This is a genomic window from Spartinivicinus marinus, assembly GCF_026309355.1.
Classification (GTDB): domain Bacteria; phylum Pseudomonadota; class Gammaproteobacteria; order Pseudomonadales; family Zooshikellaceae; genus Spartinivicinus; species Spartinivicinus marinus.
The window spans coordinates 5796982-5822661 of sequence record NZ_JAPJZK010000001.1; the positions used below are offsets into that span (position 1 = coordinate 5796982).

A 25680-nucleotide genomic window follows, 5' to 3' on the forward strand; every position below is an offset into this window, starting at 1 on the left:
AAAAGCCCATTGAAGGGTATAAATTCCTAATAATGAATAACAATAAATAAGGAGCTTGAATGTTCAGACTGTCGTCTATTTCACTATTAGCGAGTAGTCTAATGGTGGGGGCTGCTTGTGCTGCTAGCCCTACACTGCCTCACTCCACTGCCGACTTAGCGATTGCTGACGAAGTGGGTATCACTAAACTATTAAAAAAAACCGGGCGTTTAAATCAGGATGCAAGCCCCGCAGAAGCATCAAAAGCTGTACTAGCTTATTTAAAAGAAACAAAATCAAAAACCTTGCAAATGATACCTGGTGAATTGGATCGACAGGCATTAACACGTCATAAGCAACGGTTAAAACAAGCTCAGCAATTTCAGTATCAACAAACCGGGCAATTGCCTACTTACCCAGGACAATTAAATAACCAACAACAAACCCAACAATATCAAGGTAAAAAAACTCAAGATAAAGTGTTGGCATTATTAATTGAGTTTCCAGACTATAAACATAATGAAGTAGGTCCTGAGGATACTGAGCGCTATTATCCTGATTATAATATTCCCCATTACACCCGACTGTTATTTTCTGATTCAGGTTATTCTGGACCAAACCAAGAAAAACTGATTTCCATGCGTCAATATTATGAGCAGCAATCAGGCAACAGTTATAGTGTTGATGGCCAAGTCGTTGGTTGGTATATGGCCAAAAATCCCGCTAAATATTATGGTGAAGGCCGCCCTGATCCTAAAGTACCTGACTTGGTTAGAGAAGCGCTTGCCGCTGCTGCTCAAGACCCTAACATTGATTTAACCCAATTTGACCAAGAAGATCGCTATGACTATGACAATGATGGTGATTTACGTGAGCCCGATGGCATCATTGATCATTTGATGGTCTTTCACTCCAGTGTGGGGCAAGAAAGTGGCGGTGGTGATTTAGGGGAAAATGCTATTTGGTCACATCGTTCGAATTTACGTCAGGTTTATAAAATCCCTGGCTCTGAAATGTCTGCCTATGATTACACTATTCAACCCATTGATGCCGCTGCTGGGGTATGTGCCCATGAATATGCCCATGACTTAGGTTTACCTGATGAATACGACACCCATCGTGATAGCAAAGGTGAGCCCATTGCTTACTGGTCAATTATGTCCAGTGGTAGCCATGGCGGTAAAATCAGAGGTACAGAGCCTACTGGGTTTAGCCCTTGGGCACGACAGTATTTACAAGCGAATTTAGGAGGTAATTGGCTATCTGGTACTAGTGTTAACATGGATGAACTCAACCGTCGTGGTTTAACCTTTTTATTAGACCAGGCTAATGAGAAAGCGGAGTATCTTGATGTAGTAAGGGTAAATCTCCCTCCTGAAAAAGTCGTGGTTAATCAACCCTATCAAGGGGAAAAAGAATATTTCAGTGGTCGTGGGGATGAATTAAATCAGCTAATGAGTATTGAGCTGGATTTAACTACCGCTCAGGCCCCTGTGCTGGAGTTTAAAGCCTGGTATCAAATCGAGCAGGATTATGATTATGCGAGGATCTTGGTTAATGGCACCCCTATTCCTGGTAATTTAACGACTCATGAAGATCCTCATGAGATTGGCCATGGCTGGGGCATTACTGGAAACTCTGATGGCTGGGTGGATGTTAGTTTTGATTTATCCAAATTCAGAGGCCATAAAATAACCTTAAGCTTTAACTATTTGACTGATGTAGGCACTTCTGAAGCTGGTTTTTATGTGGACGATATTACCATCATTGATAATGACCAGCTGCTACTGGAGGACAATGCTGAGGGTGACAGTGTCTTTACTATGCAGGGTTTTGCAGTAGACCCTGGTTACTTTATGGCTGATCAATACTATTTACTTGAATGGCGTAATCATGAAGGAGTTGACCAAGGCTTAAAGCATATTAATTTCAATCGTGAATTAATGACTTACGACCCTGGGTTAGTGGTTTGGTTTGCTAATGATAAATACACAAATAACTGGGTAGGCGTACATCCAGGTGAAGGCTTTTTAGGTGTCGTGGATGCTGACCAATCTGTATTACGCTGGGAAAAAGAGTCTGATGCACAAGTGGCTTCTACTCGTTTTCAAATGAGAGATGCAGCCCTTAGTTTAACATGGCAGCAGTCACCACTGAATCTGACCTCAAGTGATGGTTATACATTACAAGATCATCAGCTTTATAATACGGCTACCTTCTTTGACTTATTTGATTATATGAATAAAGAAATACCTGATGCTGGTCGTATTTTACCAAAGTATGGACTATTGATTGAAGTCATTGATCAAGCAGAAGATATGAGTGCAGCGGCGATTAGAGTCAGTTATGGGTTAGACGATAATACAGCCCAACAAAATCAGCAAGAGATTCAGCAACAGTCATTATAAATAGTAATCTGAGTACTTAAAAACCGTCGTAAAATAAAGCATCCTTTGAGGCTGCTTTATTTTTTTCTAAATTTCAATTATCTAAAATAAAAATACGACTAAATAGTCACAATAGCTTTCTTTTTAAACTATTTTTAAAAAAAATAGTTTTTTTTGTAGAGAGCTTTACTACTTTAGGTTAATTGACGAAGGCTACTTTTAATCAAATCAAGTAACTCCTTACCGTAAGAGCAAATAATATAAATATATAGAAATAATTGATTACAATTGCCCGACAATAGTTAACTAATGTAAATTCGTGTTACTTTTTGCTTGAGTTTTATATCTTTATTTTGCTATAACCTAACAGGTCGGTTAAAGCGACTGTTTAAACTGTGGTATTACTAACCGCAAAGGGTATAACAGCATAAGAAAAATCCTGACTTGAGACTACTCAAGCCCTAAATAATCTGCGGTATACCCGATCCCACCGATATACAATAAAAACACATTAGGAGGTTTTAACGTGTCTTATAAGCGAGTATTTGCTGCTTCGGCAGTAGGCACGCTATTGGCTAGCTCGTTGAGTTTTGCCGCGCCCTTTGACAATGGCCAACCATTTGATATGCCGCTAGCTAATGAGGAGAAGCTCATTAGCATGTTAAAAAAATCGGGTAAAATCGATCAAACAGCCACTAACCAAGAAGCAAAAGCTGTTTTAAAAAACTATTTACAACAACGACAAGCGCAGCATACTGCTCAATCTGGAGAGCTAGCACAACAGGCAGCACAATTACAAAAACAGCAAAAGCATCATCTGCAGGTATTTGACTTTAAGGATTTTCACCAACACTTCCCAAGCAAAAACTTACATTCTATTCAATTGGAGCAATATAAAGGGGGCACTCGCACCGATAAAGTATTAGCGGTTTTGGTAGAATTTCCTGACTATAAACATAATGACGTAGGCCCTGAAGATACTGATATGTATTATGAGGACTATACCGGGGACCATTATCAGCGGTTATTGTTTTCTGGTACTGGTTATACAGGCCCTAATGGTAAAAACTTAATTTCCATGCGCCAATTTTATGAGCAGCAATCAGGCGGCAGTTATAGTGTTAAAGGTAACGTAGCTGGCTGGTATATGGCTAAAGAGTCTGCTCGCTATTATGGGGATAATGAAAACGAGCCACTCGTGCGAGAACTCGTGAGAGAAGCATTAGAAGCTGCAGCAAAAGACCCTAATATCGATCTGAGTGAGTTCGATCAGGAAGACCGTTACGATTATGATAATGATGGTAATTTTCGTGAGCCTGATGGAGTCGTAGATCATTTAATGATTTTCCATTCCAGTGTAGGTGAAGAAGCAGGTGGTGGTGATTTAGGCGAAGATGCTATTTGGTCACATCGTTGGAATTTAGGTAAGATTTTTAAAATTCCAGGTACCTCCAGTGACGTGGATCGTTTTGAAGGCATGATGGCTGCCTATGATTACACCATTCAACCGATTGATGCCGCTGCTGGGGTATGTGCCCATGAATATGGTCATGATTTAGGCTTGCCTGATGAATACGACACGCGCTATACCGGTAAAGGAGAGCCTGTTTCTTATTGGTCTGTCATGTCCAGTGGCAGTTGGGCGGGCTTAATTCCCGGCACAGAGCCCACTGGTTTCAGTGCATGGGCAAAACAATTTTTACAAGCTAACATGCCCATGAGCAACTGGCTACATGGTAAAAAGGTTGATCTGGATGATATATCGGTTTGGGGAAATGCCTATTATTTAGATCAGGCCAACGATAAAGGCTCCAATAATGATGTGGTGCGAATTAACCTGCCGCAAAAAAAGGTGCTGGTGAACAAGCCTGCTGAAGGTCAGTATGAATACTTTGGTGGTAAGGCTGATGATCTGAATAACCTAATGACAGTTGAGTTGGATCTAACCAAAACCAAAGCACCTGTTTTATTATTTAAAACCTGGTATCAAATTGAAGAAGATTACGACTATGGTCGGGTGTTGGTTAATGGTAAGCCAGTTCCTGGTAATCTAACTACATTTGAAGACCCTAATGAAATTGGTCATGGCCATGGAATTACAGGGCACTCAGATGGTTGGGTAAATGCTAAATTTGACTTACGTGAATTTGCTGGCCAATCCATTAGTCTTAGCTTCAACTATTTAACTGATGCAGGTACCACTGAAGCGGGCTTTTATATTGACCAAATCGAAGTCAAAGATGGTGGTAGATTATTATTCAGTGACAATGCTGAAGGTGATGTACCCTTTACCTTAGCTGGCTTTACTGTCGATCCTGGTTATCTTATGGCTGATCACTATTACTTATTAGAGTGGCGTAACCATGCAGGTGTCGATGTGGGTTTGAAGCATATTAACCGTAAAGATAACCTGATGGTATTTGATCCAGGCTTAGTCGTTTGGTATGTCGATGATAGTTATACCGATAATTGGGTCGGTATACATCCAGGTGAAGGCTTCCTGGGCGTGGTTGACTCTGATCAAAGCCCTGTTCGTTGGGATGATAATGAGGTTGCTGAAACGCGTTATCAAGTCAGAGATGCTGCATTTAGCATGAACTGGTACCAGACCCCATTAAAAATTGAAATTGATGACCGGGTACTTACCGATAGCCAACTGTATAATGTCAGTACTTTCTTTGATTTATTTAACTATGTACACGACGATATTCCCGATGCAGGCCGGAAACTGCCAAAGCATGGGTTATTAATTGAAGTGAATGGACAAAGTGAAGATATGACTGTGGGTCGGGTATTGGTTTCCACTCCCTTTAGAGGTGCTGGGCGAGATCCTTTTCAGTGGTTAGGAAAAGGTTGGCTAGAGCAGTTCTAACCTAATATTCACCAAAAATGCAATTAAAAAAACCACCTACGGGTGGTTTTTTTAATTGAAAAAGGAAATTAAATTGTCATGTTTTATAAAAAAGACGCTTTTATACCCAAAGCGTAGGGTTTTTAGGGGCGGCCGTCGAGCAGCGAAGCCCCATGAGCCTATAAATAATAGGTGATTGGGGTGAGATGCGATGACAACAAAGCCTAAACATTATTCGCGAAGGGTATATATTGAAAAACTGACCTGTTTTATTATGAGGTGATTGGTTGCATAGGGCGGCTTCGGTAACTACAGTTAAGCTAGAGTCAAACAGTCACAACCGCCAATGAACCGTCAATAAAATTAATACCATGAGCAGTTTTACTTGTGATAGCTTTACCTCACTTGACCAAGAAGTTATTGATGACTTCTACACCTGCTTTCGTGAAACTATAGAAGAAATAGAAGCCTGCTGTGGTCGCTTAGACACTGATAATGACTCTTCCGATGTTCATGATTTATTCCGGTCTATGCACTCATTGAAAGGGAATTGCCGGATGGTGTTTTTGGATCCACTGGTTGATGCTACCCATAAACTAGAAGAAATTGTTTCTGATATTCGTGATGAGCTTTACCCCTATGAACCACTGTTTGGTGAGTTTATTCTTGTTATTGTTGGAAAAATAGACCTATTAATTCAGCAGTTACTCAATCAAGGAGAAGCAGACCAAGAGTTACTGGATAATGTGGAAGACTACATTGTTCAAGTGAAAGAGGCAGAAACCACTGAGCGTATAGACATAGTTAATTCAATTTTGAATAAACTGGCTGGCGCTCAAGTTGAAGGACCAAGCGAAGAACCTGCTGAAACACCAGCTATAGCCGAAGCTCCTCCACCACAACCAACTAAATTGAGTGATCTTGATTTTTTCTATAGTTTGGCAGTGAAATTGGATGCTTTAAATTTATTTAATCGGGATCGAGTCGCTGAAGTTGCTAAATTGTGCGAGCAAATAAACCAGGAATTAAACAGCCCTGTTGATAGTAAACAATTAACTGCTGCAGTGTATTTACATGACTTGGGTATGGCCTTTGTGCCTAAACAAATTCTTCATAAACAAGGCGTATATACTAAGGTGGAACAAGCACAATTTCTTGATCATGTGAGAATTGGTGCAGAAGTTCTAAGCCGAGTTCCTAACTGGGAGCAAGCGGCTAATATGGTAGAGCAGCACCACTGCCACTTTGATGGTACGGGACACCCAGTAGGCTTATCAGGGGAAGATATTTGCCCTGGTGCTCGAATTATATTTGTTGTAGATACTTACGAAACAGTCATTAATGAGCATCGTGACGATAAAAGCTTCAGGCGTACTTTATTACGAGCCGTGACAGAAATAAATAGTAACAGCGGCTCGTTATTTGATCCTAAAGTGGTCGAAGCATTTAATGTGGTCGTTAGACAGCGTTATGTCGCTTAAATAAACCATTAACCAAGGATACTGCTAGCGTAGCAATTGCTCTGTAGGATTAGCGACTTAGCTCCGGTGTCAGTGCCTGTTGCTCTTGAGCCGTTAGTTGTTTGCCAAATAACCAAGCAAAGATAACAATTAAGAAATCTAGCGCTGCAGTGAATAGCATACCAATAATACTTTGAATGGAGTCGTATTTCTCTGCGTAAATGTAAAGTCCAATATTAGCAATGCCAAATAGTAGCCAGGTGGTCTTGCTAACCCCTGCTCCACTACGGTTTTTCAACACCACCCAAAGCTGTAAAAAAGTCGCGACCGGGAAAACTATTGCGGGTAACCAGCCAGCTATTTCTAAGATAAATGATGGCATTCTCAACCTCTGTAACTGACAAAATTGATACAACTAACAATTGATACAGCTAACAATTGATACAACTATAGGTATACAGTTCTTGGTATACAGCTATCTTGTTTTGGTGTTCTAGCCATATGCAAACAGTGACCATTATATAACAGATGCTCCGGAAGTTGTCCATATGGTCAAATTGTGTTTGTGAGATTTAGGTGATTAACCAATGAGGTTGTTAGTTACTACATATTGTTTTATTGACAAGGCTGATGCTATATTCTTCGGACAAACAAAACAGCCATTGTATTGACTAGGCTAAACAACAGTCTTCAATAAAAATAATAAACAATGAAAAGATGTTTTCTATTTAACCGCTATTATGGCTGGGGAATAATTGCTATTACACTGGCTACCATTTGGCAAACCACAGCTTTCCAGCAACCGTTCCTTGCTTCACAGAACGTGAGATCACCTGCTCAAATTAATTCTTCTGTGACTAATACTCAAATTAAGTCAGTTTTAAAACATCAGTCTACCCCTACTTCGCTTACTGAGGCTAGTCTTCCCCGTTCTTTGCAACATACTGCTGTTGATGGCTATTTCCCTGTGGATGAAAATGGTCATTTGATTACAGCTCAGGCAGTGAAAGAGCGGTTTGATTATTTTTTATCAGTGCTTGGCGAGGAAGGTATTGATCAAGTAATTGTCAGAATTAAAGCTGATATAAAGCAACAACTGACATCACCTGCCAAAGAGGAAGCTTTGTATTTACTGAGCCGCTACCTGGATTATAAAACGGCTCTGGCAGATTATGAGCAGTTATTGACCAATAGTTTGGTAGACCAGCAGCCAATGTTGCAATTGTTTCAACAGCATCGAGTAATGCTCAACTCCCTTAGACAGCAATTTTTCTCGCCTGCAACAGTTGATGCATTTTTTGGTTTTGACCAGCAATATAATGATTGGGTTAATCAACGTCTATCTATCAACAGTGATACTACGCTGTCAACACAGGAAAAAGCTGCCGCGCTGGAGCAACTGAATGCATCACTTGCAACTGATTTCCAGGCAATATTTACTCCAGATCTACAGGAAACTCAACTACAGTCAATAACTGACGAATTACAACAACAAGGGGCCACAGAAGAGGTTATTCATACGGCAAGAGTTGAAATAGTAGGTGAAGCTACCGCTGCTCGACTAGCTAACCTGGATCAAACAAAAATGCATTGGCAACAACGACTACAACAGTTTCGACAAGCTTACCAAGCAATTGCAACACAACAACACTCTCAGGCAGAGTTTCAACTTGCTGTCAAAACACTATTAAATCAGCAGTTTTCAGCTCAAGAACAGCTGCGTATAAAAACCCTTGAGAAATTACCTGATACGCTATTTACTACACCAACTAACTCAATAAGTAGTCTGTTAAACGATAAAAAGTAGTAAGCGTTTGGCATAAAACAGCTCCGCTCCAAGCCATTAAAATATTCACAGCGAAGGACTATGTAGTGAGGCCCCTAGTAATGAAAACAAATCTTAAAAATTATTCGCGAAGAGTATAAAACGCTGGTTGTACTTCTTCACTAAATGGTGAAATATTCGGTATATCCAAAAGTATTAAAAATTTAGCTAGTCAATTAACTTATGATGGACTAGTATCAAATTGCTATTTTAACACTAACAATTGTGTCGCCACTAAAAATAAAAATCTTTGGTGATGCGTATAAAATATATAATAATAACTATGAACAATAATCACAGCTGCTTTTCTCACCTATTATGCTCGATTTCTTGTTTATTTCGACGCGCTATTTATCATTGTCAAACTGAATAGACTATTAACTGTTGTTAGTTGAACAATTAATAGGTATTAACAAGCCTATCTTTGTGGGAGGGGGTAAGTGCTACACCTGCAAAGCTATCGGTTTATTTTGTGTACTAAAATCCCTGTGCCAGTTATTTTTGCAGCCTGTTTTGCAGTGAAGTTATTGGTATTTTGGGCTTAAAGATACTAAGAAAAAATAATAATAAGGAATGATAATGAAAAAAATAATTCCACTATTGAGTTGCGCTGCTATTTTATCACTTGCCCCAATAGGCAATGTAATGGCAAAAAAAAATACGGGTTATACTGAAACACGCTATCCCATTGTATTAGTACACGGTATGCTCGGTTTTGATAAAACCTTGGGTATCGATTATTGGTATGGGGTTGCAGCAGCTCTGCGTAAAGATGGCGCTAGAGTGCATGTCGCTAAACTAACGGCCTTAGATAGTAATGAGGCAAGAGGAGAGCAATTAATTGAACAGTTAGAATATTGGCAAGCATTATACAACGAAAAAGGATTTAATTTAATTGCCCATTCACAAGGTGGTCCTACTAGTCGCTATGCTATGTATCATCTCAATTATGATCGGAAACAGCCATTAATTAAATCATTAACGACCATAGGCTCTCCTCATAAAGGCAGCCCCGTCGCAGATGTTATGCTCAGTAAACCAGTTGGCGATACGGCACACAAGGTTTTTACTAGTGTCATGAATGGCTTGGCAGGCCTTATTGAAAAATTTTCCAGCAATCCGCAACAACATATACAAAATTTCACCCGTAGTTTAAGTGCCTCCAGTACACCTACAATGCGTCAATTTAATCAATATTATCCAGCGGGTGTGCCAAATTCAAGCTGTGGTGAAGGTCAATATACTGCTGATGGTGTGCGGTTTTATTCTTGGTCAGGTACCCAGGTTACGACTAATGTCTTAGATCCAACTGATTGGGGACTTTCATTATTAGCAAAAGCATTTAAGGAAAAAAATGATGGTTTAGTTAGTCGTTGCAGCTCCCATTTTGGACAAGTTATTCGCGATAATTATCAAATGAACCATGTTGACCAGATAAATCACTTATTTGGTTTACATCATTTGCTGGAAACTGACCCTATTACCCTATTCCGTCAACATGCTAACCGCTTAAAACATAAGGGTTTATAATAATTTAACCTGAATATTTTTCCAGGTCTAGTGTTCCCTGCCGTTTAGCCTGCCTGTTCAGGTACTTTGACATAGCAGGCTTAATGGTTTTTCTGTTGGTAAGCAAGTGCAGCTTAAAACAGATGTTTGAGATATTCTCTAAAAAAGTTTTGTTTACTATTTGTCATTTGGTGTTCATTTAGATTACGATAAGCGCATATCAATAATAAGAATATGTAATATGCAGTCTATAACACCAGAACTACAATCCTTTCCTATGAATATACAAACAATGAAGCTGAAAGTATGCCAAGCAGCCACGCTACTCAAAGCCATCAGTAATGAAAATCGGTTGCTAATTCTGTACCACTTAGTAACAGATGGCGAGATGTCTGTAGGAGCGTTAAATGATGTCCTAGATTTAAGCCAGTCTGCCCTTTCCCAACATCTGGCGGTATTACGCAAAGATGGTCTGGTTAAAACCCGCAAGCAGGCACAAACTGTTTACTATTCTCTCACCTGTGATAATACCCGGCAGGTGCTAAGTTTGCTTCACCAATTATATGGAGATGATCAACAGCAGCCCGCTCATTAATAACGACGCTTTTTATAGAAAACAAGTACTCTCAATAATTATTCATGGCCTTTTTGTAAGGAGGCTGCCTCAGAAAGTCAGGCAATAGGCCATGAATAGTTAACTTAATAAAATTCAAAGCACTTAATTATTTTCAAACCATGCTAGCGATAATATGCATTATCTCTGAAACTATGGTCAGTCACATCTCTAACCCCTTTTAACTCAGGGATTTTTTCCATCAGCGTACGCTCGATTCCATCTTTTAATGTAACATCAGCCATTCCACAGCCTTGGCAACCGCCACCAAACTGCAAAATTGCAATATTATCTTCAGCAATTTCAACTAACGACACCTGTCCTCCATGAGATGCTAAACCTGGGTTAATTTCTGCTTGCAGGTAATAGTTGATCTTGGCATCTAACGGGCTATCTTCCCCAATCTGCGGTACTTTCGCGTTGGGGGCTTTGATGGTCAGTTGACCACCCATCTGATCTTTGGCGTAATCGACTAAGGCATCTTCCAAAAAGCTTTCACTGGCCGCTTCGATATAAGCGGTAAAGCCATTTAAAGGCATTTCTATATCGGTATCCTGTGACTCACCTGGCTTGCAATAGGCAATACAGGTTTCCGCATAAGGAGTACCTGGCTGGGTAATAAAAATACGAATCCCAATTCCATCCACACTTTGATTAGCCAAAAGCTCAGCTAAATACGTTTGTGCTTCATCAGTTACCGTTAAACTCATGGTAGGCTATCACCTTGTTATGAGGTTCTGCTGAGTGAACCTAGGTTGCATATTAACTGCTTTGATTGTACGCCAAGTCTCACTTGATATAAATCCCTACCAAATTAATCAAGTATTGGCCGCACTACTATCATTTGCCAACGTGATTATCATTTGCCAAATAGCAGCTCTTCTTCAAACCAGGTCTATTATTTTAAGCTGTTATCAATCAACAACTTATTTCTGCTATGATTGCCCAGCAACTTACTTTGTTACTGACTAATCGCTTCAGGAAACCTGCATGGCTTCGGAAAATCCACGTATTGCACAACTAAAACAAGCCCTGAATGATCGAATTTTGATTCTTGATGGTGCGATGGGCACTATGATTCAGTCTCACCAACTGGAAGAAGCTGACTATCGTGGAGATCAGTTTGCAGACTTAACTCAGGAGGTAAAAGGTAATAACGACCTGTTATCTATCACTCAGCCTGAGATTATCAAATCTATTCATCTGGCATACCTGGAAGCAGGTGCAGATATCGTTGAAACCAACACCTTTAATGCCACCCAGGTTTCCCAAGCAGATTATCAGCTGGAACATTTAGTCCAGGAAATTAATGAAAGCTCCGCTAGGCTGGCGCGCCAGGCGGCCGATGAAATGACAGCCAAAACACCTGACAGGCCTCGCTTTGTTGCTGGTGTTTTAGGCCCTACCAGTCGTACTGCAACTCTATCTCCTGACGTCAACAACCCCGGCTTTCGCAATGTCACCTTTGATCAATTAGTCGAAAATTATTGTGAAGCCACTGAAGCGTTGATCAGGGGTGGGGCTGATATCATATTGATTGAAACCGTATTTGATACCCTCAACTGTAAAGCAGCTATTTTTGCCGTACAACAAACCTTTGATCAGCTAGGCCTTGAGTTGCCTATTATGATTTCGGGCACGATTACCGATGCTTCTGGCAGAACATTATCTGGCCAAACCACGGAGGCATTCTGGAACTCCATCGCCCATGCCAATCCAATCAGCGTCGGCTTAAACTGTGCGCTTGGGGCTAAAGAGTTACGCCCCTATGTCGAAGAGCTAGCCAATAAAGCGAATACCTATGTCAGTGCTCATCCCAATGCTGGATTGCCCAATGAGTTTGGCGAGTATGATGAAACGCCTGAAGATATGAGTCAGATAGTCGAGGAGTTTGCTCAAAGTGGCTTCTTGAATATTATTGGTGGCTGTTGTGGTACCACTCCTGCCCATATCAAAGCCATTGCTGAAACGATGGCTAAGTACCCACCCCGCCCTATTCCCGACCTACCAGTGGCCTGCCGATTAAGTGGTTTGGAGCCATTAACCATTAGCTCTGAATCACTCTTTGTGAATGTGGGAGAGCGAACTAATATTACCGGTTCTGCCCGATTTGCCCGGTTAATTCGTGAAGAAGACTATGAAACAGCATTAGAGGTTGCCCGCCAACAGGTAGAAAATGGTGCCCAAATCATCGATGTCAACATGGATGAAGGCATGCTGGACTCTAAGCAAGCGATGATTACCTTCATGAATTTGATTGCTTCTGAGCCAGATATCAGCCGGGTGCCCATCATGGTGGATTCCTCTAAGTGGGACGTCATTGAGGCCGGTTTAAAATGTATACAGGGCAAGCCGGTAGTTAACTCTATCAGTTTAAAAGAAGGTGAAGCTGACTTTGTTGAAAAGGCCACCCTCTGCCGACGTTATGGGGCTGCCGTGGTTGTCATGGCCTTTGATGAAACCGGCCAGGCAGATACGGCTGAGCGAAAAAAAGAAATCTGTAAACGCTCATACGATGTACTGGTGGATAAAGTGGGGTTCCCTCCCCAGGATATTATTTTTGACCCGAATATTTTTGCCATCGCGACTGGCATTGAAGAACACAACAACTACGCTGTCGATTTTTTTGAAGCAATTCAATACATCAAACAACATTTGCCCCATGCCATGATTTCTGGTGGGGTCAGTAATGTTTCTTTCTCCTTCCGGGGTAATAACCCGGTGCGAGAAGCTATTCACGCAGTCTTTCTTTACCATGCTATCAAAGCTGGTTTAACCATGGGGATTGTGAATGCCGGTCAGCTGGCCATTTATGAAGATATTCCTGCCGAGTTAAAAGCAAAAGTAGAAGATGTGGTGCTCAATAAGCACCCTGATGCCACTGAAGCATTATTAACTGTTGCTGAGCAATTCAAAGGTGATGGGGCTGCTAAGCAAGAAGAAAACTTGGCCTGGCGCAGTTGGCCAGTAGCTAAACGGTTAGAACATGCCTTAGTAAAAGGCATTAACCAGTTTATTGTGGAAGATACTGAAGAAGCTCGCCAAGCAGCCAGTCGCCCGATTGAAGTTATCGAAGGCCCATTAATGGATGGTATGGGGGTGGTTGGAGACCTGTTTGGTGAAGGGAAAATGTTTCTACCTCAAGTGGTGAAAAGTGCCCGCGTAATGAAGCAGGCCGTTGCCCATCTAGTGCCGTTTATTGAAGCGGAAAAAGGTGGTGAAGCCCAGTCAAAGGGTAAAGTGTTGATGGCCACGGTTAAAGGTGATGTCCATGATATCGGTAAAAATATTGTGGGTGTGGTACTGCAATGTAATAACTATGATGTCATCGACTTAGGGGTGATGGTTCCCTGCGAAAAAATCCTGCAAACCGCAAAACAAGAACAGGTGGATATGATTGGGCTGAGTGGTTTGATTACGCCGTCTTTAGATGAAATGGTTCATGTAGCCAAGGAAATGCAGCGCCAAGGATTTACTATTCCCTTGCTGATTGGTGGTGCTACCACTTCAAAAGCTCATACCGCAGTCAAAATTGAACCCCAGTATAAAGGCGCGACGGTATATGTGCCTGATGCTTCTCGCTGTGTCAATGTGGCTACCCATCTGTTAAGCAATGAGCTAAACCCGGTGTTTGTTGAAGGGCGACGCACTGAATATGCTGCCATCAGAGAGCGTAATGCTAACCGCAAACCGAAAGCTGGCCCTGTTCCCTATGCTCAATTACCTGAGCGCAAATTAAAACTAGACTGGCAAAATTATACGCCCCCTACCCCTAGATTTACGGGTACTCAACTATTTGATGATTATCCACTGGAAAAGCTGGTGGACTTTATTGATTGGACCCCATTTTTTATTGGTTGGGATCTCGCTGGCAAATACCCAAAAATCCTCAGTGACAAAGTAGTTGGAGAAGCGGCCACCAATTTATTTAATGATGCGCAGAAAATGCTCAAGCAGATCATTGAGCAAAAACTGATTAAAGCCAGAGCCATTATTGGCTTTTGGCCAGCTAATCAGGTTGATCATGATGATGTTGCACTCTACACAGATACCAATAAACAAGACCAGCTGGCCACCCTCCACCACTTACGCCAGCAGGTAGACAAAGTCGCTGGCAAACCCAATATGTGTTTGGCTGATTATGTTGCCCCAGCTGACAGCGGTGTCACTGACTATGTAGGTGGTTTTGTGGTTACGGCAGGGATTGGTGCAGAAGAGCTAGCCAAGTCCTATGAAGAAAAGCATGATGACTACAACAGTATCATGGTAAAAATTCTCGCTGATCGCTTGGCAGAGGCCTTTGCTGAGCATATGCACCAACGGGTGCGGGAAGAATTTTGGGGCTATAGCTCAGCTGAAAGCTACTCTAATGAAGAACTAATTAAGGAGCGTTACAAAGGGATTCGTCCTGCTCCGGGTTACCCTGCCTGCCCAGATCACACAGAAAAAGCTACGCTATTCAAACTATTAGATGCAGAAGCTAATATTGATGTGAAGTTAACGGAGCATTATGCGATGTTCCCAGCCGCTGCCGTCAGTGGCTGGTATTTTTCTCACCCCGATTCAAAGTATTTTGCAGTAGGCAAAATCGACCAAGACCAAGTAGCTAGTTACGCCAAGCGTAAAGGGTTGACAATCACCGAAGTGGAACGCTGGCTAGCCCCCAATCTAGGCTATGACCCTAAATAAGGGGTTTTAGCCTATGACCCAAACTCGGTTAAAGGCCTTGCTTACGCTGGGTCTGCCCATTATGGGCGCAATGATGTCGCAAAGCTTGCTCAACCTAGTGGATGCGGCAATGGTGGGTTCGCTAGGGGAAGTAGCGCTAGCGGGTGTTGGCTTTGGTAGCTACGTTAATTTCATTTGTGTTGCTTGCTTGATTGGCCTGTCGTCGGGTGTGCAAACGTTGGTGGCACGCCGGGTTGGAGAAGGGACAGTAAGAAGTACCCCAGGCCCAGTCATCGCTGGCTTATGGCTGTCACTGCTTGGCGCCCTTCCCGTTAGCTTACTGCTGTTTTTACTGGGCCCACTGTTTATTCATTGGTTGAATGCTGATACCACCGTAGCGGAAGCGGCTACGCCCTATTTTCAAGCCAGGGTATTGGGGATGTTTGGGGTTGCCCTGAATTTTTGTTTTCGTGGTTTTTGGAATGGTATCAGCCAATCCATGGTGTATTTGCGGGCCTTATTGATCATGCATGTACTGAATGTTGTCATCAGCTATTGTTTGATTTTTGGGGTGGCGGGCTTACCTGCTATGGGAGCAATGGGTGCTGGATTAGGAACAACACTATCTCTTTATATTGGAAGTGCCATGTATGCTTGGCTATGCTGGCGAGATAGGCAAGGCTATCGCTGGCACTTGCGCTGGCCAGGTTCTGCCTCGCTTCGCCAAATAATGAGCTTATCTTGGCCCCACTCACTACAACAGGTGTTGTTTGCCTTTGGTGTAACTGTCTTATTTTGGATTATCAGCTTAGTGGGCACCCATCAGCTGGCTGTGGCCCATGTGCTTATTAGTCTGGCACTATTTTTAATTTTACCGGGAGTGGGCTTGGGAATGGCTGCCACTTCATTGGTTAGTCAAGCAATAGGCCGTAAAGAGCAAGAAGATGCCTATCAATGGGGCTGGGATGTAGTTAAAGTGTCAGCTGGCATTTTAGTTTTATTAGGTGCCCCTTTTATTATTTGGCCTGAGTTTATTCTGGGCATTTTTCTTAAGGCCCCAGAAGTTATTGCAATGGGAGTAATGCCATTGCAAATCACTGGAATGATGATGGTAATTGATGCTGCTGCCCTGGTTTTATCTCAAGCACTCATCGGGGCCGGCGCCAATAAAACCGTCATGGCCGTCAACCTCTCCAGTCAGTGGCTGCTGTTTTTGCCAATGGCTGCCATTATCGGACCTGTTCTCGGCTATGGTTTAGTGGGGATTTGGTGTTTACAGGCGTTTCAACGATTGATTAACTCATCAATTTATGGCTGGATCTGGTATCAGCGAAAGTGGCAAAAAATCAGGCTTTAGCCAGCAGCGCTGGCTATTAACTGTAATCGCAGGTCTATCGTTACCTTTATGTTTATTGCTAGCTGGGTGTAGTGAGATTCGCTATTACCATCAAGCCTGGCAAGGCCAGTGGCAACTCATTAAGCATCGTGAGCCAGTAACTGAACTGGTTGATAATGAACAAACACCCCTCGCCCTCAAACGACAGTTGCAGTTAGCGCAGCAATTAACCTTATTTGCTCAAAATAACCTGAAGCTCCCGGTTAATGGTAATTTTCAAACTTTTACTGACACTAAGCGTCCTTTTGTGGTGTGGAACGTATTTGCTGCCCCACAATTTTCTACGACACCTTATCAATGGTGTTATCCCTGGTTAGGTTGTCTGAGTTATCGCGGCTATTTTGCAGAACAAGCGGCCCAACAAGAAGCCAATCAGCTTGATGCTGAAGGGTATGATACCTATGTGGCAGGGATTAAAGCTTATTCTACATTAGGCTGGTTTGATGATCCTTTACTCAACACCTTCATTTATTATCCAGAGTTGGAGCTGGCTAATCTGATTTTTCATGAACTTACCCATCGCTGGTTGTATGTTAAGGACGATGTGGATTTTAACGAAAGCTTGGCCACTGCAGTGGCCATTATCGGTGTTGAAAAGTGGTTTATGGATCGTCAGCCTCAGGCTGTAGATCGCTTAAGGCAACGTTATCAGTTTGATCTTGAATTCAGCCGTTGGTTGCTGAAATACCGAGATCAACTTGAACAACTATATCAACAGCCATTATCTTCTTCAGCAATGGCTCAGCAAAAACAGCAACTGTTGGCTAAGTTAACAGCAGACTACCAGCAAAAAAGGCAGCAACAATGGCATAACCAACCTTATTATGACCATTGGATAAGCAGTCAGTTAAATAATGCCAAACTGGCAACAGTTGCTACTTATTATCGCTGGGTGCCAGCTTTACTATCATTGTATGAACAGCACCAACGTGATCTTGGGGCATTTATGTCAGCCTGTCAGCAATTAGCCCAACAACCCTACCAGCAACGGCAAAATACACTACTTGCTTTAATAGCTGCTACTTCGTCATCAAACAACCCAATCGAATAATTACACTTTTATTATGCTAAATATTTCTAAGGGATTACTGGTCATTTAAAAGCTCTACTTTTATGATGATAAAACAATAACCATTAATTTCATTAATAAATCAATAAAATTTATCACATAATCACCTATTTTAGAGCGATAGAGGATAATTATAATGCCATCACCTCTGAAGTACGTTCTCTACCTAAGCTGTATTCTGTTTTCCTGCTTCAGCTTCGCAATTGATCGTAATGCCATCACAATAGCTACTGGTGAATGGAAGCCCTATGTAACCGACACTGTAGAAGGTAAAGGCTATGTGACTGAAATTATTACAGAAACGTTATCTAAAATTGGCATTAAGCCAATCTATAAATTTATGCCCTGGCGTCGTTGCGAAGCGTTGTTACGCTACAGTAAAGTTAAGGCAATTTTTCCCTATGGTCATACTAAAAAGCGGGACCGATACTATACTTACTCTGCCCCTGTTGCAGAGTCTAAAAATGTTTTCTTTTACCTTAAGAAAAAGCACAATCAGCCCCCTCACCAGTGGCAAAAATTATCTGACTTGAGTCAATACACATTTATCATTCCCAATGGCTATGCTGATGAAAAAACACTGCGTAATGCAGGCCTAAATGTGAAACTGGCAAAAGATGAGAAAGAAGCTGTTCGTGAAATAAAAAAAGGTAATTTCGATTTTCTCCCCTTAGCCGAACTGGTAACTTGGGAACTGATTAAAAACGAATTTCCCAACGATGTTGGTCAATTTGCCTCTTTGAAGAAACCATTATCCTCTCGTAAACTGCATTTGTTAATCAATAAAAATGATCATCGTGGTAAAGAAATGTTGGATGATTTTAATCGTGCCTTGTCTGAATTTAAACAAACCCCTCGCTACACAGAGATATTACAGAAGTATAATATTCCTCTTTAACTTGACTCCGAGAATGATTTTTAGCTGATTATTTTTTAGCTACTCCGGTGTTGTCGAATATTAGCAACAACTGACTCTAAGGCACGATCAAATGTTGGTTGGTTATCCAGTACTTTGGCATAGCCATTTTGAATATCCACCAATAAATCTGCTCTAGACCGCTCAAATAACTTAAACCCGTGATTATTCGTAAAGATATATTTTTCAAGACTGGCTGAATGGAAAGCAACCTTACAACGGGTAAACTCGCCTTTAATCATATAATTCATCCGAGTGCCAGTACGCACTTTATTAACCAGGCTAATAGCTTCTGCTGTTGACAGGCGATCAGGGGCTTCATCAGTAATCGACGATGGTTTGTCAACCGCTGGCTTTTGATCACTGACTGACTGTGTTGGGGGAAATGAAAATTCAAGAGGGTCATCAGAACTTGTTTCTGTTGTTGCTTTCTCTGCTTCATCCGCTTCGGACTCTTCAGAGGCAACAATTGGTTCCACTTTACTATCAAGCGCTGATTGGGTAGCGAGGCTCTCTTCTATAGTCTCTAAAGTTTCATTTTTTGCTTGTACCGCATTCGTAGTTTGATTGAACTGCTGGTAATCATGTCCAACAGCTTGTTGCATTTTCTCAGCTAATTTTGCTTGTTCTTGTTGCTGCTTACGTTTTTCCTGAGCAGCTTGTTCTTCAGCTAACCGGGTAAAAATTTCTTTGGCTTGAACATTACTTTCAGATGCATCAGGTTCTTTTGTTGCTTTCTTAGCAGGACTAACAAACTGCCCATCAGCCTTTTTAATAAATGATAAGTGAATATCTTTAAGTTGCTCCATAAAGTGGCTTTGAATCAACTCATCAATTTGGCAGTCAGTAAAGACTTTTTCAATGCCCTTAACGATTGTTGGCAATTCACGCATTAGCTCACTTTTTTGCAAACTGCTTTTGCCTACGCCGGTCGACCATAATATTTTATTGAAAACATCAACCACTTCTGTTCTTTCATCACTCAACGGTAAGTATTTCATAAATGAAATATACAACACTTTTGACCATACTTTTTCTAGCAGTAAATGAAAAAACATTGGCTTTTTCATTTTACTGATAGGCAAGGCAACAAACTCTTTAACAGCGGCTTCTGCTTCTCTGACTCGCTCCTCTTGATCCGCTTCAATGCGGGCTTGCTCAGTAAGGGATAGCTCTTGCACATTTGCTGAGTCGACCAATTGCATCAGGAAGTTAGAGGTTTTACTTGTTAATGATGCCACCTGTTCCTTATTGGTAGTAAAGTTATGAGTGAGTTCATTAACGCAGTCATTGATAATATGGAATGCTTCGGAATCAGTAGAGGTTACCCGATAACTGATTTCGGTTAAATTATTCAAAAGCTCTTTTGCTGGATGCGCTTGGTCAATAAATAAGTCTGCATCAGATAAAGCTAAACGCATATAGGGAATTTGCAGTTGCATCAATAACGTCGACACAATGGGCGGAATGCCTTGATCATTTTGAATAAAATCAAACATTAATGCTGCCAGATTAATAATATTCTCTCCCGAGTGGCTCATCACACTGTATTGGGTGTCCGATGAGTTGCGCTGTAGATTTTCCGCCAAGGTTTGATGGATATCTGGCATGTCAGCGCTGTCTTTGAGTTTTGTCGTGTTTTGAATAACCTCCAACATGTTATCTACGTCTTTATTCGAGATAGTGATAATAGATTTATCCTCACCTATGCCATCTGGTACATTGGATAAGCTGGGTTTTTCAAAACTATCACTCCCCAGCAATGAGGTAATATCCGTTGATTGAAGTAGCTCTAGTATATTCAAGTCAAAGTCTTCTGGTACCTCTATCAGCCGACTTCCTGTTGATACGCCCTGTTCTCCTGATAGAACTTCTTCACGATCTCTTGCTGGGGCTTCCTCAAGAATAAATCCACTATTTTCTAGCTGTTTTCTAATACCAATATATAAATGTTTAAAGTTAGGTAATAACTTATCACGAAACTGTTTTCGTAAGATTTGATCCAATGTGCTACTTAACTTGGCTTTCGTCAGGCTTTCTTGCAAGCACTCGCCAACGCATTGAGGAAAAAAAGGAATTTTGGCTTGGGTAATATCTGCATCTGGCATCGCTTGAGAAAAGCCACTAGCAATGGGTATCATGACAAAATTAAATGCACTTAAGCTGTTTGCAATCAGCCTTTGCACAACTAGCTTCTCTTCAAGATCATCATCACTGACTAAACTGAAGCTATTCCCTTTTAGCTGCTGTTTGTATGCTTGCTTTGGCTGGATTAGCTCTTTTTCAAATACTTGCCACTGGGCTGAAAAGGCACTGACCATCGTTGGCCGTTTTTTACAGAGTTCATCTGCCAGTTGTAAGTAGTCTTCAGAGTCTTGCCCCAACTTATCAAGTTGCTCCTGCACAACATCTAGTACGGTATTATATTGGCGAAAAATCTCTTTTTTGGCTGCACCAAGCAGTTTTGTAATCAATGCAGGTGCTGTACTGCCCTCAGGCCCAGGGGGATGCTTCATGGGTGATTTACTAAACCAACAAAATTAATCTAACTAATACCTTATTATAGACCGTTGACCGCCAGGGCTGACATCTACTGCTTATTTTATTGGGGTGGAGATTGTAATTGAAGCTTAATCAGTCCCTTAAAATAACGGGCGATTGGAATGTCCATTAGCCTTTCTAACGCTTTTGCTTTTGCCTCATAGAGTTTCAGGTCAAGTGTTAGTTTGCTTTTACCACAGAGGATAATTCTATTTTCAGTGGAATCTACCAAGCATAAATAAACTTCAGGGAATTTCGCACAAAGCTCATAAAAGAAGGGTTCGTTAAAGTTAGGAGCTTGGTGATAATTAATCACTAGCCAGCCATCATCACTTAGGAGTGCAAAGCTATCTTCTACAAAGGCTTTTCTCTTTTGATAACTATGCATGCCCCAAGCTTGGTAAATATCAGAAAAAATAATATGGGTGCTGCCTTTTATTGCTTTGGGTAGGTATTTTTGAGCATCAGACTGGATAATGGTTAATCTATCATCAGTTGGTAGTTGAAAGTATTTAAAGGCTACATCAATTACCATTTGCCTTAGCTCGATGATATGTAATTCAACAGAGGGTAGAAAATGATGAAGACAGCTGGCCAGACTCCCCCCACCTAATCCCAGCAATGTCACATGTTTAGGTGTTACAAAGACCAGGCCCATCAACATGGCTTGAAGGTACTCATACACTAACGAATATGGTCTGGTTATTAATATGCAGCTTTGCTCGTAGATAGAATCAAAGGTGAGTATACGGCTACCAGCGTACTCTAATACAACCACCCGCCCATGGCTGTCTTCATTTCGATACAGCTCAATAGCGCCCGTCGTTGCGGATAGCTCAGTAATGAGCTGCTTTATTTTTTTTAACATGACTACTAGCGCCTATTGCACTGATTATTTGTTGGACTTTACATATTCAGGTTAAGTCAATATACAAAAAGTCATAACCTACTACTAAAAATAGACTGCACAATAACAGAGTGATAATCATGGCTGGAGTGCCTTTACGAACCCATAGTCCTGGCGTGATGGCTAGCTGAGGGTTTCCTGTATCCCGAGCCAAGCGTTCTGAAATGGTGACAATATAGACATTGGCTGTTGAGCCTATATGAGAGCCATTCCCTCCCATGCCTACCCCCATGGCTAAAGTCCACCACATCACACTGACATTTACCCCTTCTGTTTGCAGCCCTGCTAGTACTGGAATCATTGCTGCGGTAAAAGGAATATTATCAATCAAGGCTGACAAAATAGCAGCCACCCACAATAATACTAAGGCAGCTATTAATGGGGACTCAATTATTAATGGCTTAAAGGTTTGTCCAACCACTTCCAGTAAGCCGCTTTTTTCAACGCCACCAATCATTATAAAAAGGGATATAAAAAAGATCAGTAACGGGGTTTCTAAATAATTGGTTACTTGCTCCAGCTCAATATGTTTAGCTAAAAACAAGAGCAACGTTAAGCAAGCAGCAGCTACCAACCACGGCTCCCAGCCGATGGTATGATGAAGAATAAATAACACCACCATCACTCCCATGACAAAAATACATTTTTGCCAAAGAGATTTATTTTTGTATTTCACTTCATGATCGAACTGATGCTTAACGTTTGCAGACAGCTCATTAGCAAATAAATAGCGAAGCGCAATTAAAATGCCTACCCATGCTAATAGTACAGGAGGCCCCATATGAATAATAAACGTGTTAAAGCTAATCCCAGCAGCGGAGCCAATCATTAAATTAGGAGGATCACCAACTAATGTAGCCACACCACCAGTATCGGATAACAAGGCAGCGGCTAATAGGTAAGGAATGGGAGAAACGCCCATTGTACGAGAGATGAGAATAATCAGTGGGCCAAAAATAATAACGGTGGTTACATTATCCAATAGCAGAGAAATTACAGTAACGGCCGTACCCAGCATGATTACCAGTCGATACTGGGAACCTTTGCTTTGTTGTGCCAAGTAGTGTGCTAAATACTCAAAGCCACCAGTACTGATCATGATAGCTACAATAATCATCATGATGGCTAATAAAAACACTACATTCCAATCAATAGCATGAACGGCTAATTGCGGCGAATAAAAGCCGTAAAACTGTCCGGCAATAATAATGCTACCGGCTCCAGCCATAGCAAACTTGGCTCGCTCAATACCATGAAAGTTTTCAGTAAAAATTCCAAAAAAGGTAAGTATTAAAATAAACCCTGAAACCAGCATGGGTTCAGTCAAGTGATTAATCATAAGAGCTTTCCATCGCTTAAGTAACTTCCATTGTTTTTATTATTTTACCATTGACTCTAGAGTTCTCTCCAGGGTTTACACTGAATATATCAGTTAATTTATGAGTCAATAAGTCTGTAGGTATTGAAATGAGTCATCATTGTCATCATGACCATGCTAGCGGGTCAGGTTTTCGGGTATTACTGGTTGCGTTTTTAATCACCACCAGCTTTATGGTCGTTGAAATCATTGGTGGTGTCATTTCTGGCTCATTGGCCTTGATTGCTGATGCAGGCCATATGCTAACAGATAGTTTTGCTTTAGCCCTGGCATTAGCTGCAATTCACTTGGCGAAACGAACGCCTGATAATAAACGAAGCTTTGGTTATCAGCGTTTTACAACGTTAGCCGCTTTTATTAATGCAGCCAGCCTGTTATTGATTGTGGGCTGGATATTCATTGAAGCTGTGCAACGGTTTATTGAACCTGAACCTGTAATGGGCCCCACTATGCTAGTTATCGCTATTGTGGGGTTTGCTGTCAACCTTTTTGCCTTTTGGCTATTACACCGTGGACAGCAAGATAATATCAATATTCGCGCCGCCACTCTGCATGTTCTTGGCGATTTATTGGGTTCAGCAGCGGCCATTGTTGCTGCCATTATTATCATTCTCACTGACTGGACTCCCATTGACCCAATCTTATCTGTTGTAGTCTCCTTGCTTGTATTGCGTGGCGCGTGGTCATTATTAAAAGAAACCAGTCATGAACTGCTAGAGGGAGTACCTAATAGTGTGGATACAGAGCAGATAGCCCAGCAAATGCCAAACGCGCTCACTGGGGTCATTAATGTCCACCACATACATGCCTGGCAACTGGGTAGCCAGCAAATAGTCGTTACCTTGCATGTGCATGCTGATGGCAGTCAGTCTCATGACAAGTTACTTACCTCTATCCATAGCTGGCTTTACCAACAGTTTGGTATTCAACATGCCACCGTTCAGCTGGAATATGACCCGTGCGAGCAGTTTGATTGTGAGCCACAACCAAGCCACTCGCATTAAGTTAAAGGCTAATCTGCATGTCCTTTGGCCAGCTGCTTGAGCATATTCTCTTCAAGCCGCTGTTCCAGATGTTCGCAACGCTCTTCTAAAAAATGAAGTTGACCTTTAACCTGGGCATAAGCAATTTCTGCTTGTTGTGCTTTTGCCCTCTCATTAGCCACTTGCTGGCTGAGCTTTTCTTGTTGATTAAACAGGTGATCTTCACGGTGCTGAGAGTTTTCTAAGGTTTCTTTCGCCACCACCATTTCTGCCTGGGCTCTGACCAGTTGATTGCCCATCTCTTGTAATTGTTTGGCTAACTCCCCCACTTCATTACGCAGCTTGGCCTGTTCTTCACCAGATTTTTTCTCTAACTGCTTGTAAGCCGTGCGCTGATCATCCAGTTGCTGATAAAGCTTATTTTCGTTTCCTTCATAAATCTGACTAATCCGGTCAACTTCACCTTTAAGGCGCGCTTCTTGGGCTTTTAAGTCAGCATCATGTTTGACTGTCAACTGGGCCATCTCTTCCCGAAGCTCATTACGCTTGCCCTGCTCTTGCTCTAGTTGTTGTTTAAGCTCCAATCGCTCAGTGCGCAACTGGCTTAACTCAGTCCGCTTGTTATCAATATGGCGCTCGCGCTCCGCGACTGTTTCCCGTAAGTCAGAGAGTTGCCCCGTTAGCTGTTCCACTTGCTTCAGCAGTGTGTTCTTTTCCTCAGCTATCGTTTGTAGCTGGTTTTTTAAAGACTCGATTTCATCCTGGTAGCCATCCGCCTTCTTTTCAGCCGCCTGTTGATATTTGTGCTTTAACTGCTGACACCAGTTATTAAGGCCTGCCAATAGCTCGTGATCTAAGTGCTCAAGACCTGAAAGGCGTCCATCCAGCACTCGCCACTCCTGAATCCACGGGCCAATTTTTGAGAATGAACCCCCAGTGATGGCTTGTACATCCGCTTGCCTCACTTGCCCTTGTTCAGCTTGTAGCTGCCGACAGGCGGCGAAAACCGCTTCTTTTGTTACAACACTGGCCACTTATTTTTACCTTTTATTTCTTTAGTCAGTTTAGCCTGAATATTTCAATACGTTGTGCCTAAGGTCTATTGAGCCCTTACCTGGAGCAGACCTTAGCGCACTACTTAGACTTCACCCTATAGATTTCAGCAGCCCTATTTATTCGGGCAGCTCTTCTACTAACT

17 protein-coding genes are annotated in these 25680 nt (G+C 41.8%); 11 read left to right on the top strand and 6 right to left on the bottom strand.

Annotated elements, in window-relative coordinates; genetic code table 11:
• Positions 1-59 precede the first annotated feature (59 nt).
• The 3 genes from OQE68_RS25675 to OQE68_RS25685 all read left to right on the top strand — a co-directional run bounded on the left by OQE68_RS25675 (position 60) and on the right by OQE68_RS25685 (position 6698).
• On the top strand, positions 60-2387 hold the full coding sequence (locus OQE68_RS25675; RefSeq protein WP_180570805.1) for an immune inhibitor A domain-containing protein: 2328 nt from the start codon (positions 60-62) through the stop codon (positions 2385-2387).
• A gap of 505 nt (positions 2388-2892) precedes the next feature.
• Positions 2893-5238 carry an immune inhibitor A domain-containing protein gene (locus OQE68_RS25680; RefSeq protein WP_266195819.1) on the top strand — a complete coding sequence of 782 codons (2346 nt, stop codon included), beginning with the start codon at positions 2893-2895 and terminating at the stop codon, positions 5236-5238.
• Positions 5239-5588: 350 nt separating this feature from the next.
• On the top strand, positions 5589-6698 hold the full coding sequence (locus tag OQE68_RS25685; RefSeq protein WP_180570806.1) for an HD domain-containing phosphohydrolase: 1110 nt from the start codon (positions 5589-5591) through the stop codon (positions 6696-6698).
• Positions 6699-6747: 49 nt separating this feature from the next.
• Here the strand turns inward: OQE68_RS25685 and OQE68_RS25690 are convergent, their stop codons facing one another.
• On the bottom strand, positions 6748-7059 hold the full coding sequence (locus tag OQE68_RS25690; protein ID WP_180570807.1) for a hypothetical protein: 312 nt from the start codon (positions 7057-7059) through the stop codon (positions 6748-6750).
• Between the two features lie 327 nt (positions 7060-7386).
• Here OQE68_RS25690 and OQE68_RS25695 point away from each other — a divergent pair, with 327 nt between their 5' ends.
• From OQE68_RS25695 to OQE68_RS25705, 3 genes are all read left to right on the top strand, one after another.
• On the top strand, positions 7387-8484 hold the full coding sequence (locus OQE68_RS25695; protein WP_180570808.1) for a lipase secretion chaperone: 1098 nt from the start codon (positions 7387-7389) through the stop codon (positions 8482-8484).
• A 597-nt stretch (positions 8485-9081) separates the two neighbouring features.
• Positions 9082-10032 (top strand): esterase/lipase family protein, encoded by a 951-nt coding sequence (locus OQE68_RS25700; protein ID WP_180570809.1) that lies wholly within the window; start codon positions 9082-9084, stop codon positions 10030-10032.
• 220 nt (positions 10033-10252) lie between these two features.
• Complete coding sequence (locus OQE68_RS25705) at positions 10253-10606, top strand: ArsR/SmtB family transcription factor (protein ID WP_353618582.1); 354 nt, start codon at positions 10253-10255, stop codon at positions 10604-10606.
• 143 nt (positions 10607-10749) lie between these two features.
• Here OQE68_RS25705 and nfuA read toward each other — a convergent pair whose 3' ends face one another.
• Entirely contained in the window at positions 10750-11334 is a 585-nt protein-coding gene (nfuA, locus tag OQE68_RS25710; protein WP_180570810.1) for a Fe-S biogenesis protein NfuA, read from the bottom strand.
• 280 nt (positions 11335-11614) lie between these two features.
• Between nfuA and metH the strand changes: the two genes are divergently transcribed.
• From metH to OQE68_RS25730, 4 genes are all read left to right on the top strand, one after another.
• Positions 11615-15313: a methionine synthase gene (gene metH, locus OQE68_RS25715; RefSeq protein WP_180570811.1), complete on the top strand. Its 3699-nt coding sequence runs from the start codon at positions 11615-11617 to the stop codon at positions 15311-15313.
• A 13-nt stretch (positions 15314-15326) separates the two neighbouring features.
• Entirely contained in the window at positions 15327-16649 is a 1323-nt protein-coding gene (locus OQE68_RS25720) for an MATE family efflux transporter (protein WP_180570812.1), read from the top strand.
• The gene (locus OQE68_RS25725) at positions 16603-17739 is read left to right on the top strand and encodes an aminopeptidase (RefSeq protein ID WP_180570813.1); all 1137 of its coding nucleotides are present in this window, start codon (positions 16603-16605) and stop codon (positions 17737-17739) included. The genes OQE68_RS25720 and OQE68_RS25725 overlap by 47 nt, the downstream gene beginning before the upstream one ends.
• 154 nt (positions 17740-17893) lie before the next feature.
• Positions 17894-18655: a substrate-binding periplasmic protein gene (locus OQE68_RS25730; protein ID WP_180570814.1), complete on the top strand. Its 762-nt coding sequence runs from the start codon at positions 17894-17896 to the stop codon at positions 18653-18655.
• Positions 18656-18690: 35 nt separating this feature from the next.
• On the opposite strand, the gene OQE68_RS25735 is transcribed toward OQE68_RS25730, so the two are convergent.
• From OQE68_RS25735 to OQE68_RS25745, 3 genes are all read right to left on the bottom strand, one after another.
• Entirely contained in the window at positions 18691-21189 is a 2499-nt protein-coding gene (locus OQE68_RS25735; protein WP_180570815.1) for a DUF1631 family protein, read from the bottom strand.
• Positions 21190-21275: 86 nt separating this feature from the next.
• Entirely contained in the window at positions 21276-22082 is an 807-nt protein-coding gene (locus OQE68_RS25740) for a class I SAM-dependent methyltransferase (protein WP_180570816.1), read from the bottom strand.
• Positions 22083-22128: 46 nt separating this feature from the next.
• Positions 22129-23460, bottom strand: a complete 1332-nt coding sequence (locus OQE68_RS25745; RefSeq protein ID WP_180570817.1) for an ArsB/NhaD family transporter — start codon at positions 23458-23460, stop codon at positions 22129-22131.
• A gap of 128 nt (positions 23461-23588) precedes the next feature.
• On the opposite strand from OQE68_RS25745, the gene OQE68_RS25750 reads away from it, so the two are divergent.
• Positions 23589-24503 (top strand): cation diffusion facilitator family transporter, encoded by a 915-nt coding sequence (locus OQE68_RS25750; RefSeq protein ID WP_180570818.1) that lies wholly within the window; start codon positions 23589-23591, stop codon positions 24501-24503.
• A gap of 8 nt (positions 24504-24511) precedes the next feature.
• Here the strand turns inward: OQE68_RS25750 and OQE68_RS25755 are convergent, their stop codons facing one another.
• Entirely contained in the window at positions 24512-25516 is a 1005-nt protein-coding gene (locus OQE68_RS25755) for a coiled-coil domain-containing protein (protein ID WP_180570819.1), read from the bottom strand.
• Positions 25517-25680: the final 164 nt, after the last annotated feature.

What these genes read in the sequence shown, in the direction of transcription:
- OQE68_RS25675 (WP_180570805.1), top strand. Translation starts at nt 60, where the DNA reads ATGTTCAGACTGTCGTCTATTTCACTATTAGCGAGTAGTCTAATGGTG.
- OQE68_RS25685 (WP_180570806.1), top strand. Translation starts at nt 5,589, where the DNA reads ATGAGCAGTTTTACTTGTGATAGCTTTACCTCACTTGACCAAGAAGTT.
- OQE68_RS25690 (WP_180570807.1), bottom strand. Translation starts at nt 7,059, where the DNA reads ATGCCATCATTTATCTTAGAAATAGCTGGCTGGTTACCCGCAATAGTT.
- OQE68_RS25695 (WP_180570808.1), top strand. Translation starts at nt 7,387, where the DNA reads ATGAAAAGATGTTTTCTATTTAACCGCTATTATGGCTGGGGAATAATT.
- OQE68_RS25700 (WP_180570809.1), top strand. Translation starts at nt 9,082, where the DNA reads ATGAAAAAAATAATTCCACTATTGAGTTGCGCTGCTATTTTATCACTT.
- OQE68_RS25705 (WP_353618582.1), top strand. Translation starts at nt 10,253, where the DNA reads ATGCAGTCTATAACACCAGAACTACAATCCTTTCCTATGAATATACAA.
- nfuA (WP_180570810.1), bottom strand. Translation starts at nt 11,334, where the DNA reads ATGAGTTTAACGGTAACTGATGAAGCACAAACGTATTTAGCTGAGCTT.
- metH (WP_180570811.1), top strand. Translation starts at nt 11,615, where the DNA reads ATGGCTTCGGAAAATCCACGTATTGCACAACTAAAACAAGCCCTGAAT.
- OQE68_RS25720 (WP_180570812.1), top strand. Translation starts at nt 15,327, where the DNA reads ATGACCCAAACTCGGTTAAAGGCCTTGCTTACGCTGGGTCTGCCCATT.
- OQE68_RS25725 (WP_180570813.1), top strand. Translation starts at nt 16,603, where the DNA reads ATGGCTGGATCTGGTATCAGCGAAAGTGGCAAAAAATCAGGCTTTAGC.
- OQE68_RS25730 (WP_180570814.1), top strand. Translation starts at nt 17,894, where the DNA reads ATGCCATCACCTCTGAAGTACGTTCTCTACCTAAGCTGTATTCTGTTT.
- OQE68_RS25735 (WP_180570815.1), bottom strand. Translation starts at nt 21,189, where the DNA reads ATGAAGCATCCCCCTGGGCCTGAGGGCAGTACAGCACCTGCATTGATT.
- OQE68_RS25740 (WP_180570816.1), bottom strand. Translation starts at nt 22,082, where the DNA reads ATGTTAAAAAAAATAAAGCAGCTCATTACTGAGCTATCCGCAACGACG.
- OQE68_RS25745 (WP_180570817.1), bottom strand. Translation starts at nt 23,460, where the DNA reads ATGATTAATCACTTGACTGAACCCATGCTGGTTTCAGGGTTTATTTTA.
- OQE68_RS25750 (WP_180570818.1), top strand. Translation starts at nt 23,589, where the DNA reads ATGAGTCATCATTGTCATCATGACCATGCTAGCGGGTCAGGTTTTCGG.